Genomic DNA, 16,430 nt, shown 5'->3' on the forward strand with positions numbered 1-16,430 from the left:
CTTCTGCGCCGAGTCTTAACGGATATTATCTTATCCCTTCAGACCGCGCATGATTAGAGAAATAACCCCATTCAGACCTTCCATCTGGACCGCAGGCGGCCCACCATGAACCACCATATCAGGATGATGGTAACGAGTCGTAGCATTCAAGATCGCAAGTACCGTGGCCTGCGGGTCCTTCACGCCTGGAAGCGTTTTGTCAGCCAGACCCGCGGCAAGAATATACTCCAACTGCGTAGTCAACTGCATAGCGTGGTTATCAAGGACTTCAGGGGTCTCCTGGACAATTTTTGCGGCCGCTGACAGTAACTCTGCATCTTCGACCACTTTGCGCTGCTTGATGACTGCCAGGGTTTTCAGCCACTCCACTAAACGTTCATCAGCAGGCTGGTCCTGTATGGCAATAGCGTTAGTTTGACTGGAGACACGATGAAGCCAACGATGGATCACCGCTGCACGCAGCGCAGCCTTACTCGAAAAATGTCGATAGACGTTGCCGTGGCTCATATTCATCGCGCGAGCTACGTCAACCACGTTCAATTTATCAAGACCATGCCGCCGCAGTAGCGATTCGGCAGTATCGAGAATACGCATATGCATCTCATCCGTATTCAAACTGCCTGGAACCGCTATGCTGTTTATTTCATGAAAATTTGGCTCATTCGGTCTCATCATCAACGCACCATAAAACGTTCGCCATGAACTGCATCCTGCGGAACTGCTGCCTCGATTGCCGATAGCGCATCAGCAGACAGTTGAACAGGAGAAGTCAACGCTTCGCGTAACCGCTCTTCGGTACGCGCACCAACTAATGGGATAATATCCTCTCCCTGGCTAAGAACCCAGCTTATTGCTGCCTGTGCTGCAGTAATACCCTCGCTGCTGGCAACCCTGGCTAGCGCAACTGCAAGCACTTCGTTCCTGGAGAGATTTTCCTTATGGAAGCGCGGGTAATAAGTACTACGAACATCGCCAGATCCATTCCCTTTGCTACCAGTTAAAAGCCCCCTACTCAGGACGCCATAGGCGGTAACGCCGATACCCAATTCGCGACACAGCGGCAAAACAGAATGTTCTATGTCGCGTGAGATGAGCCCATATTCAAGTTGCAATGCAGTAATCGGATGGACTGCATGTGCGCGTTTAATCGTCTCGGTATCAACGTTTGTAAGCCCCAGGTAACGGATATAACCCTGTCTGACAAGTTCACCCATTGCGCCGATCGTATCTTCAATCGGGACGTTCGGATCGCGGCCGGTCATATACAGGTCGACGTGGTCGGTTCCGAGACGCTGAAGCGAATAGGACAGCGCATTTTTTGCCGCGGCCGGTCGTGCATCAATGCCAATGAATGATCCATCGGGGCTTCGTAGGGCACCGTATTTAACCTGGATAAACGCTTTGTCGCGCTTACCCTGCAACGCCTCAGCTAACAACAATTCGTTGTGACCCACGCCATAGAAATCGCCGGTATCGAACAGAGTGACGCCAGCCTCAAGTGCAGCAGCAATCGTTCTCAAAGAAGTACCGCGATCGCTATGACCGTAAAACTCCGACATGCTCATGCAGCCCAGGCCAATTGCTGAAACAATCGGCCCATTCCGTCCGAGTGAACGCTTTGTGAACGCCATATACACCCTCTTCTACTACTTCAATTGGAAAGTCTGAGTTTAGGCGACAAAATAACAAATGACAAATTTCTGATTTTGTCATTATTGCTCGCCCCTCAGCCATCCTTCCAGTAGTAGTCCCTGAGATTACTGTCATGCATACAGTCAGCCACCTGACAAGCAGGGTAATGACTCAAATCCCGCACCTTCGAAGCAAGGATCTGCACGTCAAAACGGCTATGCCAATTACCCCACAAAATCTTTTACCTGCCAGTTTCCTTAGCGAAAGAACTGGCGGCAGCCATGTGCCGTCAGTTTTCCATATCGATATGCGGAATGTCGTCTTCAAGATAGGTGTCACTGACCGCATGGAAACCGAAGCGGCCGTAAAAGGCCTGCAGATGAGCCTGAGCGGAAAGAAAAATTTTATGCTGTGGCCAGTAGTGCTCGCAGCTGGCGATAGCCTGCTCCATCAGGCGGTTGCCAAGGCTCAGTCCACGCGCCTCGCTGGCGACAATCACCCGGCCAATTTTCACCGGTTTCTCCGCCGACTCCGGCGCCAGGATGCGGGCATAGGCCAGCAGCTGGTTATCGAATATCGCCAGCAAATGGCGGTTATCTCCCCGTAAATCGGCGCCATCAATATCCTGATAGGGGCAATGTTGTTCCACCACAAACACCGTATTGCGGAGTGCCAGCAGCTGATAAAGCTGAGCCGTGCTGAGTTCGCTGTGGTGCAGATCCTGCCAGTACACTTCCATTTTCCCGCTCCGTTAATCCGTAGTCTCATTAATGTACACGTTTGTGCAGAGAAACGCCGCTGCCTGATTACGCCACTCTCCTGCCGGAACAGGAAAAGGACCGCAGGCAAAAAAAACGGGCTCCTGAGGAGCCCGCTTTATCAGAGTTTGCACAGCTACATCAGCGGCTGAGCCATCTCCACCAGCGAAATCAGCGGCTGAGGGTAAATACCCAGCAGCAGCACCAGAATGGCGGAAATCAATACCACCACGCCGCCAGCGGTAAAGGCCCAGTTGGCCTGGGTATCGCGCTGCAACAGCTCAGGCGGGGTCAGGTACAGGCTGACGGTGACGCGCAGATAGTAGTAGAGGCCAATCGCACTCCCCACCACCACGGCACCGGTCAGCCACCAGAGGTGTGCGCCCACACCAACGGCCATGACGTAAAACTTACCCACAAAGCCCAGCGTCATCGGAATACCGGCCAGCGACAGCATCATCACCGTCATCACCGCCGACAGAATTGGACGGTGCCAGAACAGGCCGCGATAGGAGTAGAGCGAATCGGCATCCGGGCCACGGTAAGGGCTGGACATCAGGCTAACCACGCCAAACGCGCCGAGACTGCTGAACAGGTAACCGGCCAGATAAACGCCCGAGGCCTCCAGCGATATCTGATGCGTCTGAATGGCAATCAGTGCGATCAGCAGGTAGCCGAGATGCGCGATGGAGGAGTAGCCCAGCAGACGCTTGATATTGCTCTGCGAGATAGCCATCAGGTTACCAAACAGAATCGAGGCAATGGCAATAATCGCCAGCACCAGACGCACTGCTTCGCTATCTGTCGCCGGGGCATAGAGGAACAGACGCATGACGACGCCAAAGATCGCGATTTTGCTGGCGGTAGCCAGGAAAGCCGATACCGGAGCCGGTGCGCCCTGGTAGACGTCCGGCGTCCAGAGCTGGAAAGGCACCAGCGACAGCTTGAAGCCCAGCCCCACAATCATCATGCCCAGGCCTGCCAGCAGCAGCGGCTGGTGAATGATGCCGTCATGCAGACTTTTGCCCAGCGCGATAAAGCTCAGGTTGCCCGAATCCGCGTAGACCAACGCCATACCAAACAGCAGGAACGACGAGGCAACGGCCGACATGATGGTGTATTTGATGCTGGCTTCCAGCGAGCGCTTCTGCTGAAAGGCATAGCCCACCAGGCCAAACAGCGGCAGAGAGAGCAGTTCGATACCGATAAAGAGCGAGGCCAGATGGTTAGCGCTGGCCAGCACGATGCCGCCAAGCGCCGCAATCAGCACCAGCAGGTAAAACTCTTCGCGGTTATCGGGATAGCCCGCCAGCCACGGATAGGCGAAGGTGCAGGTCGCGAGGCTGGCAAGAATAACCAGCCCGGTATACAGCATCGAAAAGCCATCTACGCGCAGCAGCGGAGTCACATCCATCGGGCCAGCCTGGCCGACAAAGTACAGCGAGAACAGCGCAATGTTCAGGCCAATCACCGCCAGCGTAGCATTGACGAAGTGGTTGCGTCGCCACGCAATGGACAGCATCACAACTACCACCGTCAATCCGACGATCAGCAGCGGTAGAAGCGCGATCAATTGTTGAGGAGTTATTGTCATGGCGAATTACGGCCTTGTAGTTGAAATTGAAGCGGTATACCACTGCTGAATATTACTCATCGCAGCATGTGAGGTGTCCAGAATCGGCTGTGGATAAACGCCCAGCAGCACCAGCAGAACCACCAGCACCATAATCATCAGGAACTCACGGGCGTTCATGCCGCGCAGAGGCGATTCAGATTTTGGTGCGCCGTAGTAAGCGCGTTGCATCATGACCAGCGAGTAAACGGAAGCAAACACCAGGCCGAAGGTCGCGACGACGATAATCACCGGCACCGACTGGAAGCTGCCGGTCAGGATCATAAACTCCCCGACGAAGTTACCGGTTCCCGGCATTCCCAGGTTGGCGACGGCGAAGAACAGCGACAGCCCCGGCAGCCATTTGATGCGCGACCACAGGCCGCCCATCTGGCGCATGTCGCGGGTATGCAGGCGTTCATACAGCTGACCGCACAGGATGAACAGCGCGGCGGCCGACAGACCATGAGCAATCATCTGCACCACGGCGCCCTGGAACGCCAGCTGGCTGCCGGTATAGATGGCAATCAGCACGAAGCCCATATGTGAAATTGAGGTATAGGCAATCAGACGCTTGATATCGTACTGCGAGAAGGCCATCCACGCGCCGTAGAAGATGCCGATAATCCCCAGCCACATCGCAATCGGAGCAAACTCCGCAGAAGCGTTAGGGAACAGCGGCAGCGAAAAGCGCAGCAGGCCGTAAGCTGCCGTTTTCAGCAGAATACCCGCCAGGTCAACGGAACCTGCGGTAGGTGCCTGACTGTGCGCATCCGGCAACCAGCCGTGAAGCGGCACCACCGGCATTTTAACCGCGAAGGCGATAAAGAAGCCGAGCATCAGCAGATATTCAACGCCGTGCGACATCGGGGTTTTCAGCAGATCTTCGTAGTTGAAAGTCCAGACGCCCGTGGCGTTGTAGTGCACAAATACCAGTCCGAGAATCGCGACCAGCATAATCAGCCCACTGGCCTGGGTATAGATGAAGAACTTGGTCGCTGCGGTGATGCGCGTTTTACCGTCCGACGCTTTGTGACCCCACAAAGCGATCAGGAAGTACATCGGCACCAGCATCATTTCCCAGAAGAAGAAGAACAGGAACAGGTCGATGGCCAAGAACACACCGATCACGCCGCCGAGGATCCACAGCAGGTTCAGGTGAAAGAAGCCCTGCCATTTTTCGATCTCGTTCCACGAACAGAGGATCGCCATCACGCCCAGCAGGCCGGTCAGCACCACCATCAGCAGCGACAGGCCGTCCAGCGCCAGGTGCACGTTAATGCCAAAGCGTGGGATCCAGGAAACGAGGTATTCAGACTGCCACTGCGGAATGCCGGCGGCCTGGGTCAGCGAATAGCCACCCTGCAACCAGAGTTGCAGAGAAAGCGCCAGCGTCAATCCCATCGAAATCAGCGCGATCCAGCGCGGCACTTTTGCGCCAAAGCGCTCAAGCTGCCAGCAGAGCAGGCCACCGATGAACGGGATTAATATAAGCCAAGGTAATAACATGGCGGGTTCTTCCCTTCTCTTGTTCCCCGGTCAGGGGAATATTTTCATAATTCTTTGTTGGGGTAAGGCAGTCCACCCTACCCCGCTCACTAACCTTTAAATCGTCATCAGCAGCGCCAGCACCACCACGGCACCCACGCTCATTGAGGCCACGTACCAGCGCAGATAGCCGTTTTCGCTGACAACCAGACCTTTATTCGCCAGGCGGGAGAACAGAGCCGGCAGGTTCATCAGGTTATTCAGCGGATCGCTTTTCAGCAGCCAGGCGACGAACAGGTAAGGCTTAACGAACACTTTGTCATACAGCCAGTCGAAGCCCCAGGCCGCGAACCACCAGCTGGCGAAGAAGCGTCCTGGCGCGCTGCTGGCGATACGGGTCACCAGCGTACGCTTGCCAAGCCACAGGGCAGCCGCCAGCAGGATACCGATAATCGCTACCACGCCAGAGGTGATTTCCAGCGTCAGCACGCTACCGTGCGCCAGCTCGGCGGTGTCCGGCAGAACGCCCTTCAGCGGAGGCACGATCAGTGCGCCAATAAAGGTTGAGAGGACAAGCAGCACGATCAGCGGCAGGTGATGAGTGATCCCCTTGCCGGCATGTGCGTGAATTTTCTCTTCGCCGTGGAAGGCGATAAAGATCATCCTGAAGGTGTACAGCGAGGTCATAAAGGCCCCGGCTAAGCCGGCCACCATCAGCGTGAGATGCCCATTGGCCAGCGCGCCAGCGAGGATTTCATCCTTACTGAAGAAGCCAGCGGTAATCAGCGGCAGTGCTGACAGCGCCGCGCCACCCACCAGGAAGCAGACATAAACCAGCGGAATGCTTTTACGCAGGCCGCCCATTTTGAAAATATTCTGCTCGTGGTGACAGGCCAGAATCACCGACCCGGAGGAGAGGAACAGCAAGGCCTTAAAGAATGCATGGGTCATCAGGTGGAAGATCGCCGCGTCCCAGGCCTGAACGCCCAGCGCGAGGAACATATAGCCAATCTGACTCATGGTCGAGTAGGCGAGCACGCGCTTGATATCGCTCTGCACCAGCGCGGCGAAACCCGCCAGCACCAGCGTAATCGCACCGACGATGCCCACCAGATGCAGCACTTCAGGCGTCAGCAGGAACAGACCGTGACTACGGGCAATCAGGTAGACGCCCGCCGTTACCATCGTTGCCGCATGGATCAGCGCGGAAACAGGCGTTGGACCGGCCATCGCATCCGCCAGCCAGGTTTGCAGCGGCAGCTGTGCAGATTTACCCACGGCGCCGCCCAGCAGCATCAGGGTGGCCCACTGTAGCATGTGGTTATCCGCCGCGAAGTGAGCCGGAGCCAGCTCAACCAGCTCGCGGAAGTTCAGCGTACCCAGCTCGTTGTACAGAATGAACAGCGCAAAGGCCAGAAACACGTCGCCGATGCGGGTAATGATGAAGGCTTTCATCGCCGCCGCGCCGTTTTTCGGGTTGGTGTAGTAGAAGCCAATCAGCAGGTAAGAGCAGAGGCCCACGCCTTCCCAACCCAGATACATCAGCATCAGGTTATCGGCCAGCACCAGAACCACCATGCTGGCGATAAACAGGTTGGTATAGGCAAAGAAGCGCGAGTAGCCCTCTTCACCACGCATATACCAGGAGGCGAACATGTGAATGAAGAAGCCGACGCCGGTCACCACCGACAGCATGGTCAGCGACAGGCCGTCCAGCGTCAGGTTAACGTCAATCTTAAAGTTGCCAACCTGCATCCAGGTCCACAGCGCCTGGTCATAAACCGCCTGGCCCTGGCTGAAAAAATCCATTCCCACATACAGCGTGGTCAAAGCCGCCAGACCGACGGATCCCATGCCAATGGCGGCGGAAAGATTTTCTGACCAGCGGCCGCGAGAAAAGGCCAGCAGCAGGAAGCCGATCAGCGGGAAAAGGACTGTTAAATAGAGAAGATTCATCCGCGCATCTCGCTCACTTTATCAATGTTGAGGTTCTGGCTGCGGCGATGAAGCTGCAGCAGCAGCGCCAGGCCAATGCTGGCCTCGGCAGCGGCAAGGCTGATGGCGAGGATGTACATCACCTGTCCGTCGGCCTGCCCCCAGTAGCTCCCCGCTACCACGAACGCCAGCGCCGCAGCGTTAATCATGATTTCAAGGCTAATCAACATAAACAGCAGGTTGCGGCGGATTACCACGCCCGTCAGTCCAAGGACAAACAGGATGGCTGCCAGAATAAGGCCATGTTGCAGAGGGATCATGCGCGTTCCTCCTTGTTACTTTTCGCAGCGTCACCAGGACGGTTGCTCAGGACTTCACCCTGACGCTGTTCGCGTCCGATGTGGTAAGCCACCACCAGACCCGCCAGCAGCAGCATTGAGGCCAGCTCAACCGCCAGAACGTAAGGACCAAACAGGCTGATGCCAACGGCTTTCGCGTCGATCATCGCGCCGTCAATGCCCTGATCGTTGATGGAGAGGATGGCGTAAACCATCACCACCAGCAGCACCAGCGACAGCAGGCCAGGCCCCAGCCAGACGGCGGGTTTCAGCCACTCGCGCTCCTGTGCCCTGACGCTCTCGCCAAGGTTGAGCATCATCACCACAAACACGAACAGCACCATGATCGCCCCAGCGTAGACGATGATCTCCAGCGCACCGGCGAAATAAGCGCCCAGCGAGAAAAACACCCCGGCAACCGCCAGCAGGGAGATGATCAGGTATAAAAGCGCGTGGACCGGGTTGGTATGGGTGATAACGCGAAGCGTTGTCAGCACCGCCACCAGTCCGCAAAAATAAAAAGCAAATTCCATGCCTGGCTCCTTAAGGTAACAAGCCCTTGACGTCGATAGGTTTGGCTTCGTTGGCTGCAGAGCCCTTCTCTTTCCCGTCAATCGCCATACCTGCCATCCGGTAAAAGTTGTATTCCGGGTATTTCCCGGGGCCGGAAATCAGCAGGTCTGCTTTTTCGTACACCAGATCCTGACGCTTAAACTCGCCCAGTTCGAAATCTGGAGTAAGCTGAATCGCAGTGGTCGGGCAAGCCTCTTCACACAGGCCACAGAAAATGCAGCGCGAGAAGTTGATGCGGAAGAATTCGGGATACCAGCGGCCATCCTGCATTTCCGCCTTTTGCAGCGAAATGCAGCCAACCGGGCAGGCGACCGCGCACAGGTTACAGGCTACGCAGCGCTCCTGACCGTCCGGGTCGCGCGTCAGCACGATGCGGCCACGGTAGCGCGGCGGCAGATAAACCGGCTCTTCCGGGTACATCATGGTTTCACGCTTAGCGAACGCGTTCATCCCAATCAGAAAGATACTGCGTACCGTGGTGCCAAATCCCACCACTATGTCTTTTAACGTCATCGTCTTAACCTCTTACTGCGCGTTGTACAGAATCACTGCGGCAGTCGCCAGCAGGTTCAGCAGCGTCAACGGCAGACAAACTTTCCAGCCGAACGACATCACCTGGTCATAGCGTGGGCGCGGTAACGCAGCACGGATCAGAATGAACATCATCATGAAGAACGCTGTTTTAATCGCGAACCAGATAATCGGTGGCAGCCACGGGCCGTTCCAGCCGCCGAAGAACAGCGTCACAATCAGCGAAGAGACGGTCACGATACCGACATATTCCCCGACGAAGAACAGACCGAACTTCATCCCGGCATATTCGATGTGGTAACCGTCGGCCAGTTCCTGTTCCGCTTCCGGCTGGTCAAAGGGATGGCGGTGACAAACAGCAACGCCCGCAATGGCGAAGGTCAAAAAGCCGAGGAACTGCGGAATGATGTTCCACAAGTGTTGCTGGCTGTTGACAATATCAACCATGTTGAACGAGCCTGCCTGCGCCACCACGCCCATCAGCGACAGGCCGAGGAACACTTCGTAGCTCAGCGTCTGCGCCGAGGCGCGCATCGCCCCCAGCAGGGAGTATTTGTTATTACTGGACCAGCCGGCAAACAGCACCGCGTAGACCGCCAGGCCAGCCATCATCAGGAAGAACAGCAGGCCGATATTCAGGTCTGCCCCCATCCAGGTTGAGGTCACAGGCACGATGGCCATCGCCAGCAGCAGCGAAGTAAAGGCGATCATCGGTGCGAGGGTAAAGATCACGCGGTCGGTAAACGGCGGCGTCCAGTCCTCTTTAAAGAACATTTTGATCATGTCCGCTACCAGCTGTAGCGAGCCGCCCCAGCCAACGCGGTTTGGTCCGTAGCGGTTCTGGAACAGACCCAGCAGACGACGTTCGCCGAAGCTCATAAACGCGCCGCAGCCAACCACTACAAACAGGATCAGTAGCGCTTTACCTACGGCAATCAGCACTTCGATAACTTCCGGTGTCAGCCAACTCATTGTGCTGCCTCCTGCAGATTGTCAACGTTGGCGCCCAGCAGGAACGGCGGGATGCCCGGAAGACCGAGCGGCAGCCCCACCTGCCCTGCCTGCAACGTGTCGGAGAAACGCACCGGCAGGCGAAGGGTTTCGCCCTGACAGGTGAACTCGACTTCGGTTCCGGCATTCACGCCCAGCTTCGCCGCATCGGCCGGGTTGACCATCACGTAGGGCTGAGGCATACGCTGCTGGATCACCGCTGAGCGCTGGGTCATCTCTTCACTGCCAAACAGGTGGAAGTAAGGCGCCACGCGCCAGCTGTCCGCCTGACCGGCAAAGGCCGCCGGAACAACGTCGAACCAGCCCAGCTGCGCGTCGCCCGCTTCAAACAGGCGCACGCCCGGATCGCCGTTGCGCAGCTTGCCGCCCACTTCGTCCTGGAACTTGTTCCACGCCTGTGGCGAGTTCCAGCCCGGCGCCCAGGCGAAGGGGATCTGCGAACGGGCCGCCGACGGCTGGTTGTTACCTTCCATAGAGAAGGCGAACATGGTGTCTTTATCCTGCGGCTGGCGCGGTTCATGCACGCTGATGTTGGCGCGCATCGCGGTACGGCCGCTGGAGCGGATTGGCGAGCGCGACAGTTTCTGACCGCGAATACGGAAGCTGGCATCCGGCGCCGCGTCTTTGATCCCGGCAAGCTGCGGCAGCGCCGCGATGCAGGCATCAATCACATGATCGAGCTGGGTCCAGTCCGGCTGACGGTTAGTAATAGTGCTGGAGAGCGAGTGCAGCCAGCGCCAGCTTTCCAGCATCTCTACCTTGTCGTCATAGTAGGCCGGGTCATAAACCTGGAAGAAGCGCTGCGCGCGGCCTTCCTGGTTGACCAGCGTGCCGTCGCTTTCGGCGAAGCTGGCGGTTGAGAGGATCAACCCAGCTTTTTCGGTAGTCGCGGTACGCTGGTGATCGACCACGATCACGTTGGAGACATTGCTCAGCGCCGCATCGACTTTCGCTTTCGGCGCCTGGCGGTACAAATCGTTTTCCAGCACGATCACCGCGTCGGCCGCGCCGCTTTCCAGCTCGTCCAGCGCGCTTTCCAGCGGATGGCCGCCGATCATACCGAGGCCCACGCTGTTCGCCGCACCGGCCAACAGGGTGATACCGACGTCCGATCCCCGCCCTTTCAACGCTTTCGCGATGTTAGCCGCCGCCTGAATCGTGGCTTCGCTACCCGCGTGAACGCCGGAAATAATCAGCGGCTTTTTAGCGCCGGCCAGCGCCTGAACGATCACGTCAATTTTCCCGGCCAGCGAACGCTCAATGCCGATCACGGCAGGCGCGGTTTCATCCAGCGCGTTAGCAATGGCAAAGCCCAGCCGCGCCTGGTCTTCAACCGGGGCGAGGTAGCTCCACGCGGCGATATCATCCAGACGAGTTTTATCTACGTTAGTTACAAACAGCGGGTGCTTGGCGTTTTGACCAATGTTGAGGATCGCCGCGATCTGCCAGTCTGCCACCTTCTGAGCGGCGGCCATTTCGCGGGATTTGCCTTTTACCGCCTGGCGGACGGAGAGCGCCACGCGCGCGCCAACCTGAGTCAGGTCTTCACCCAGAACCAGCACCGCGTCGTAGCTTTCAATTTCACGTAGCGCCGGGGTGTGGACACCGCTGTCGCGCAGCACGCTTAACATCAGCTCCAGACGCGCCTGCTCGGCGGCCGGAATACCGGTAGAGAAGTTTTCCGCACCGACCAACTCGCGCAGCGCAAAGTTGCTTTCCACGCTGGCGCGCGGTGAGCCGATACCGATCACCTTCTTAGCCTGACGCAGTACGTCTGCCGCGCCCTGCATGGCCTGGTCGGCATTCAGCGCGATCCAGTCATTGCCACGACGCTGCATTGGCTGACGAGGACGATCCTTCAGGTTGACGTAGCCATAGCCGAAACGGCCGCGGTCGCAAAGGAAATAGTGATTGATGACGCCGTTGTAGCGGTTTTCAATGCGGCGCAGTTCGCCGTAGCGCTCGCCGGGGCTGGTGTTACAGCCGATGCTGCACTGCTGGCAGACGCTTGGGGCGTACTGCATGTCCCACTTACGGTTATAGCGCTCTGAGTGCGTTTTGTCGGTGAACACGCCGGTTGGGCAGACTTCGACCAGGTTGCCGGAGAACTCGCTTTCCAGCGTGCCGTCTTCCGGGCGTCCGAAGTAGACGTTGTCGTGCGCGCCGTATACGCCGAGGTCGGTGCCGTCCGCATAATCTTTGTAATAGCGCACGCAGCGATAGCAGGCGATACAGCGGTTCATCTCATGCGAGATAAACGGCCCGAGCTCCTGATTGCGGTGGGTACGCTTGGTGAAGCGGTAGCGACGGAAGCTGTGGCCGGTCATCACGGTCATATCCTGAAGATGGCAGTTACCGCCCTCTTCACAGACCGGACAATCGTGCGGGTGGTTGGTCATCAGCCACTCCACCACGCTTTCACGAAACTCTTTCGCTTCGCCGTCATCAATTGAGATAAAGGTGCCGTCGGACGCCGGTGTCATACAGGACATCACCAGGCGGCCCCGGGTATCTTCGGCATTCTGGAATTGCTTCACCGCGCACTGGCGGCAGGCACCGACGCTACCGAGCGCCGGGTGCCAGCAAAAATAAGGAATATCTAAGCCGAGGGAGAGGCAAGCCTGCAGCAGGTTGTCCGCGCCATCGACATCATATTCTTTACCGTCTACATGAATTGTAGCCATAGTGAACATGCTTCCGTAAGGCCCGTCGTAAGACGAGCGTTAATCAATTCAAATCTGGATTTACCAGCGAGCCTTTAACAGGTTTGGCTGGATACCAGCAATCGCGTGCGCGTTGCTGAAGACCTGAGGCGCGATACCCGCCTCAAACTCCTCGCGAAAATATTTAATAGCGCTTTGCAGTGGCTCTACTGCGCCCGGCGCGTGCGCGCAGAAGGTTTTGCCCGGACCAAGCTGGCGGCAAAGTTGCAGCAGGGTTTCGATATCGCCCGGCTGCCCCTCTTTGCGCTCCAGCGCGCGGAGGATCTTCACGCTCCACGGCAGGCCGTCGCGGCACGGCGTACACCAGCCGCAGGATTCGCGGGCAAAGAACTCTTCGAGATTGCGCACCAGCGACACCATGCCGATTTCGTGGTCAACGGCCATCGCCAGCGCGGTACCCAGACGACTCCCGGCTTTACCGATGCTGGCAAACTCCATCGGCAGATCGAGATGCGACTCCGTCAGGAAGTCAGTCCCCGCGCCACCCGGCTGCCACGCCTTGAATTTCAGACCGTCGCGCATACCGCCGGCATAATCCTCAAGGATTTCACGGGCGGTGGTGCCAAACGGCAGTTCCCAGACGCCTGGGTTTTTCACCCGGCCTGAGAAACCCATCATTTTGGTGCCGGTGTCATCGCTGGTCGAAATGCCTTTGTACCAGTCAACGCCGTTAGCCAGAATCGCCGGGACGTTGGAAAGCGTCTCTACGTTGTTCACGCAGGTTGGTTTGCCCCAGGCGCCCGCAGAAGCAGGGAAAGGCGGTTTCGAACGCGGGTTAGCACGGCGGCCTTCCAGCGAGTTGATCAGCGCGGTCTCTTCACCACAAATGTAGCGACCCGCGCCGGTGTGCACGATCAGTTCGAAGTCAAAGCCGGTTCCGAGGATATTTTTTCCCAGGTAACCCGCTTCGGTCGCTTCGGCAATCGCCCGACGTAAATTGGCCGCCGCCTCAATGTATTCGCCGCGCAGGAAGATGTAGCCACGGTAGGCCTTTAGCGCAAAGGCGCTGATCAGCATGCCTTCCACCAGCTGGTGCGGCATCTGCTCCATCAGCAGGCGGTCTTTGTAGGTGCCCGGCTCCATCTCATCGGCGTTACACAGCAGGTAACGGATGTTCATGGATTCGTCTTTCGGCATCAGGCTCCACTTCAGGCCCGTTGAGAAGCCCGCACCGCCGCGCCCTTTCAGACCGGAGTCTTTTACTATCGCCACGATCTCGTCCTGCGACAGGGTTTTCAGCGCTTTATCGGCACCGGCATAGCCATTTTTGCTGCGGTACTCGTCAAAGAAGACGGGCTGCTTATCATCACGCAGACGCCAGGTCAGCGGATGCCTTTCAGCAGTACGAATGATCTGTTTAAATGTCATTGATACTGCTCCAGTAAGTTGACGATGTTTTCCGGCGTCAGATGGACGTGAGTATCTTCATCCACCATCATCGTCGGGCCCTTGTCACAGTTGCCGAGGCAGCAGGTCGGCAGCAGCGTGAAGCGGCCGTCGGCAGTTGTCTGGCCTGGCTTGATCTTCAGATTGTCTTCTAAAGCAGCCTGAATGCCCTGGAAACCAGTGATATGGCAGACCACGCTGTCGCAGTAGCGAATGACGTGGCGGCCGACCGGCTGGCGGAAGATCTGGCTATAGAAGGTTGCCACGCCCTCAACGTCGCTGGCCGGGATGCCCAGCACCTCAGCAATGGCGGAGATAGCGCCGTCCGGCACCCAGCCGCGCTGCTTCTGCACAATTTTCAGTGCTTCAATCGATGCGGCGCGGGCATCTTCATAGTGGTGCTTCTCATGCTCGATGGCGTCGCGTTCGAGCGCGCTCAGCACAAAAGCGCCGTTGTCTTCGATCGTTTCGATCGCAATTCTTTGATCGTGCATAATTAGCGGTCCACGTCTGACATAACAAAATCGATGCTACCGAGGTATACGATCAGATCGGATACCAGGCTGCCGTTGATCACCGAAGGGATCTGCTGCAGGTGCGGGAAGCTTGGCGTACGCACGCGGGTGCGGTAGCTCATGGTGCTGCCATCGCTGGTCAGGTAGTAACTGTTAATCCCTTTCGTCGCTTCAATCATCTGGAAGGATTCGTTGGCAGGCATTACCGGCCCCCATGAAACCTGCAGGAAGTGAGTAATCAGGGTTTCGATATGCTGTAGCGTGCGCTCTTTTGGCGGCGGCGTGGTCAGCGGATGATCCGCCTTGAACGGGCCTTCCGGCATATTGTTCAGGCACTGTTCGAGAATGCGCAGGCTCTGGCGCATCTCTTCCATCTTCAGCATTACGCGGGTGTAGGCGCAGCTGACGCCATCGCCAATCGGCACTTCAAAATCGAAGTTTTCGTAGCCGGAATAGGGACGCCATTTACGCACGTCAAAATCCAGCCCGGTGGCGCGCAGACCGGCACCGGTGGTGCCCCACGCCAGCGCTTCTTCCATGTTGTAAGCAGAAACGCCTTTGGCGCGGCCAATCAGCACGGAGTTTTTCAGCGCCGTCTGCTCGTAGGCTTTCAGACGTTTTGGCAACCAGTTGATAAAGTCGCGCAGCAGGCCGTCCCAGCCTTTCGGCAGATCGTGCGCTACGCCGCCGATGCGGAACCAGGCCGGGTGCATACGGAAGCCGGTAATGGCTTCGACTACGTCGTAAATTTTCTGGCGGTCGGTAAAGGCAAAGAACACCGGAGACATCGCTCCGACGTCCTGAATAAACGTCGAAATGTACAGCAGGTGGCTGTTAATACGGAACAGCTCTGAAAGCATCACGCGGATAACGTCGACCCGCTCAGGCACCTTGATCCCGGCCAGTTTCTCAACGGCGAGCACGTACGGCATTTCGTTAACGCAGCCGCCGAGGTATTCGATGCGATCGGTATAGGGAATGTAGCTATGCCAGGACTGGCGCTCGCCCATCTTCTCCGCACCGCGATGGTGGTAGCCCACGTCCGGTACGCAGTCGACGATCTCTTCCCCGTCCAGTTGCAGGATGATGCGGAAAGCACCGTGCGCCGACGGGTGATTAGGCCCGAGGTTGAGGAACATAAAGTCCTCAGTCGAGTTGCCGCGCTTCATGCCCCAGTCTTCCGGCTTGAAGGTCATCTGCTCCATCGCCAGATCTTCCGTTTGCTTCGTCAGCTCGAACGGATCGAATTCGGTGGCGCGCGCCGGATAATCCTTACGCAGCGGGTGCCCTTCCCAGTCCTGCGGCATCATAATGCGCGTCAGGTGCGGGTGGCCGTCAAAGGTGACGCCAAACATTTCCCAGGTCTCACGCTCGTACCAGTTGGCGTTCGGGAAAATTTTGGTGACGGTGGGCAGGTGCAAATCTTTTTCAGACAACGCCACCTTGAGCATGATGTCGCGGTTGCGTTCAATAGAAATGAAGTGGTAGAAAACGGAAAAATCCGCGGCGGGTAAACCGGCGCGGTGGGTACGAAGACGCTCATCCATGCCATGAAGGTCATAGAGCATCACGTAAGGTTTCGGTAGTTTGCGCAGGAACTCTACAATTTCCAGCAGCTGCTCACGCTTCACCCAAACGACCGGCACGCCGGTACGGGTAGGCTGTACGGTAAAGGCATCAGGCCCAAAACGGTTACGCAGCTCGCCAATCACCGGATCGTCCTGGTGATCGCGGGTTTGCCATTCAGGCTGAGCGAGATCTTGCGTGGTCAAATCTGTCATAAGTTGTTCACCCTGTGGGCCTGCGGGCAGGCACTCAGTGTTGACGTCAGGATGGCAGTGCGCGTGTTGTGTTTTTTATGCGCTGCCGGTCATCCATAAACTGCTCTACCTGCAACATTGACGCTGGCTGGCCGAGCCGTCACAGCG

At 57.3% G+C, this 16,430-nt stretch carries 14 protein-coding genes; all 14 read right to left on the minus strand.

Annotated features, from left to right (window positions below; translation table 11 throughout):
• Nucleotides 1–30: 30 nt before the first annotated feature.
• Nucleotides 31–594: a TetR/AcrR family transcriptional regulator gene (locus tag NG99_RS15585; protein WP_198138797.1), complete on the minus strand. Its 564-nt coding sequence runs from the start codon at nucleotides 592–594 to the stop codon at nucleotides 31–33.
• An 80-nt stretch (nucleotides 595–674) separates the two neighbouring features.
• Nucleotides 675–1,631, minus strand: a complete 957-nt coding sequence (locus tag NG99_RS15590) for an aldo/keto reductase (protein ID WP_034894846.1) — start codon at nucleotides 1,629–1,631, stop codon at nucleotides 675–677.
• A 290-nt stretch (nucleotides 1,632–1,921) separates the two neighbouring features.
• Nucleotides 1,922–2,371, minus strand: coding sequence for a GNAT family N-acetyltransferase (locus tag NG99_RS15595; RefSeq protein ID WP_034894848.1), 450 nt, complete (start codon nucleotides 2,369–2,371; stop codon nucleotides 1,922–1,924).
• Nucleotides 2,372–2,526: 155 nt separating this feature from the next.
• Nucleotides 2,527–3,984: an NADH-quinone oxidoreductase subunit NuoN gene (gene nuoN / locus NG99_RS15600; protein WP_034894850.1), complete on the minus strand. Its 1,458-nt coding sequence runs from the start codon at nucleotides 3,982–3,984 to the stop codon at nucleotides 2,527–2,529.
• Between the two features lie 6 nt (nucleotides 3,985–3,990).
• A complete protein-coding gene (gene nuoM / locus NG99_RS15605; RefSeq protein WP_034894852.1) occupies nucleotides 3,991–5,511 on the minus strand; it encodes an NADH-quinone oxidoreductase subunit M in 1,521 nt (506 codons plus the stop codon).
• Between the two features lie 96 nt (nucleotides 5,512–5,607).
• Nucleotides 5,608–7,446, minus strand: a complete 1,839-nt coding sequence (nuoL, locus tag NG99_RS15610; RefSeq protein WP_034894853.1) for an NADH-quinone oxidoreductase subunit L — start codon at nucleotides 7,444–7,446, stop codon at nucleotides 5,608–5,610.
• Nucleotides 7,443–7,745, minus strand: a complete 303-nt coding sequence (gene nuoK / locus NG99_RS15615) for an NADH-quinone oxidoreductase subunit NuoK (RefSeq protein WP_034894855.1) — start codon at nucleotides 7,743–7,745, stop codon at nucleotides 7,443–7,445. Before nuoK ends, nuoL begins: the two co-directional genes overlap by 4 nt.
• Nucleotides 7,742–8,296: an NADH-quinone oxidoreductase subunit J gene (nuoJ, locus tag NG99_RS15620; protein ID WP_034894857.1), complete on the minus strand. Its 555-nt coding sequence runs from the start codon at nucleotides 8,294–8,296 to the stop codon at nucleotides 7,742–7,744. Before nuoJ ends, nuoK begins: the two co-directional genes overlap by 4 nt.
• A 10-nt stretch (nucleotides 8,297–8,306) precedes the next feature.
• A complete protein-coding gene (gene nuoI / locus NG99_RS15625; RefSeq protein ID WP_034894859.1) occupies nucleotides 8,307–8,849 on the minus strand; it encodes an NADH-quinone oxidoreductase subunit NuoI in 543 nt (180 codons plus the stop codon).
• Between the two features lie 12 nt (nucleotides 8,850–8,861).
• On the minus strand, nucleotides 8,862–9,839 hold the full coding sequence (gene nuoH, locus NG99_RS15630; protein ID WP_034894861.1) for an NADH-quinone oxidoreductase subunit NuoH: 978 nt from the start codon (nucleotides 9,837–9,839) through the stop codon (nucleotides 8,862–8,864).
• Nucleotides 9,836–12,562 carry an NADH-quinone oxidoreductase subunit NuoG gene (gene nuoG, locus NG99_RS15635; protein WP_034894864.1) on the minus strand — a complete coding sequence of 909 codons (2,727 nt, stop codon included), beginning with the start codon at nucleotides 12,560–12,562 and terminating at the stop codon, nucleotides 9,836–9,838. Before nuoG ends, nuoH begins: the two co-directional genes overlap by 4 nt.
• A 60-nt stretch (nucleotides 12,563–12,622) precedes the next feature.
• On the minus strand, nucleotides 12,623–13,969 hold the full coding sequence (gene nuoF, locus NG99_RS15640; RefSeq protein WP_034894866.1) for an NADH-quinone oxidoreductase subunit NuoF: 1,347 nt from the start codon (nucleotides 13,967–13,969) through the stop codon (nucleotides 12,623–12,625).
• Complete coding sequence (nuoE, locus tag NG99_RS15645; RefSeq protein WP_034894868.1) at nucleotides 13,966–14,481, minus strand: NADH-quinone oxidoreductase subunit NuoE; 516 nt, start codon at nucleotides 14,479–14,481, stop codon at nucleotides 13,966–13,968. The genes nuoF and nuoE overlap by 4 nt, the downstream gene beginning before the upstream one ends.
• 2 nt (nucleotides 14,482–14,483) lie before the next feature.
• Nucleotides 14,484–16,283 carry an NADH-quinone oxidoreductase subunit C/D gene (gene nuoC / locus NG99_RS15650; protein ID WP_034894871.1) on the minus strand — a complete coding sequence of 600 codons (1,800 nt, stop codon included), beginning with the start codon at nucleotides 16,281–16,283 and terminating at the stop codon, nucleotides 14,484–14,486.
• Nucleotides 16,284–16,430 lie beyond the last annotated feature (147 nt).

The sequence above is a fragment of the Erwinia typographi genome, from assembly GCF_000773975.1.
Classification (GTDB): Bacteria; Pseudomonadota; Gammaproteobacteria; order Enterobacterales; family Enterobacteriaceae; genus Erwinia; species Erwinia typographi.

Excerpts from the sequence above, each read along its gene's own strand:
- NG99_RS15590 (WP_034894846.1), bottom strand. The coding sequence starts at position 1,631 with ATGGCGTTCACAAAGCGTTCACTCGGACGGAATGGGCCGATTGTTTCA.
- nuoJ (WP_034894857.1), bottom strand. The coding sequence starts at position 8,296 with ATGGAATTTGCTTTTTATTTTTGCGGACTGGTGGCGGTGCTGACAACG.
- nuoK (WP_034894855.1), bottom strand. The coding sequence starts at position 7,745 with ATGATCCCTCTGCAACATGGCCTTATTCTGGCAGCCATCCTGTTTGTC.
- nuoI (WP_034894859.1), bottom strand. The coding sequence starts at position 8,849 with ATGACGTTAAAAGACATAGTGGTGGGATTTGGCACCACGGTACGCAGT.
- nuoH (WP_034894861.1), bottom strand. The coding sequence starts at position 9,839 with ATGAGTTGGCTGACACCGGAAGTTATCGAAGTGCTGATTGCCGTAGGT.
- NG99_RS15595 (WP_034894848.1), bottom strand. The coding sequence starts at position 2,371 with ATGGAAGTGTACTGGCAGGATCTGCACCACAGCGAACTCAGCACGGCT.
- nuoF (WP_034894866.1), bottom strand. The coding sequence starts at position 13,969 with ATGACATTTAAACAGATCATTCGTACTGCTGAAAGGCATCCGCTGACC.
- nuoG (WP_034894864.1), bottom strand. The coding sequence starts at position 12,562 with ATGGCTACAATTCATGTAGACGGTAAAGAATATGATGTCGATGGCGCG.
- nuoC (WP_034894871.1), bottom strand. The coding sequence starts at position 16,283 with ATGACAGATTTGACCACGCAAGATCTCGCTCAGCCTGAATGGCAAACC.
- nuoL (WP_034894853.1), bottom strand. The coding sequence starts at position 7,446 with ATGAATCTTCTCTATTTAACAGTCCTTTTCCCGCTGATCGGCTTCCTG.
- nuoE (WP_034894868.1), bottom strand. The coding sequence starts at position 14,481 with ATGCACGATCAAAGAATTGCGATCGAAACGATCGAAGACAACGGCGCT.
- nuoN (WP_034894850.1), bottom strand. The coding sequence starts at position 3,984 with ATGACAATAACTCCTCAACAATTGATCGCGCTTCTACCGCTGCTGATC.
- nuoM (WP_034894852.1), bottom strand. The coding sequence starts at position 5,511 with ATGTTATTACCTTGGCTTATATTAATCCCGTTCATCGGTGGCCTGCTC.
- NG99_RS15585 (WP_198138797.1), bottom strand. The coding sequence starts at position 594 with ATGCGTATTCTCGATACTGCCGAATCGCTACTGCGGCGGCATGGTCTT.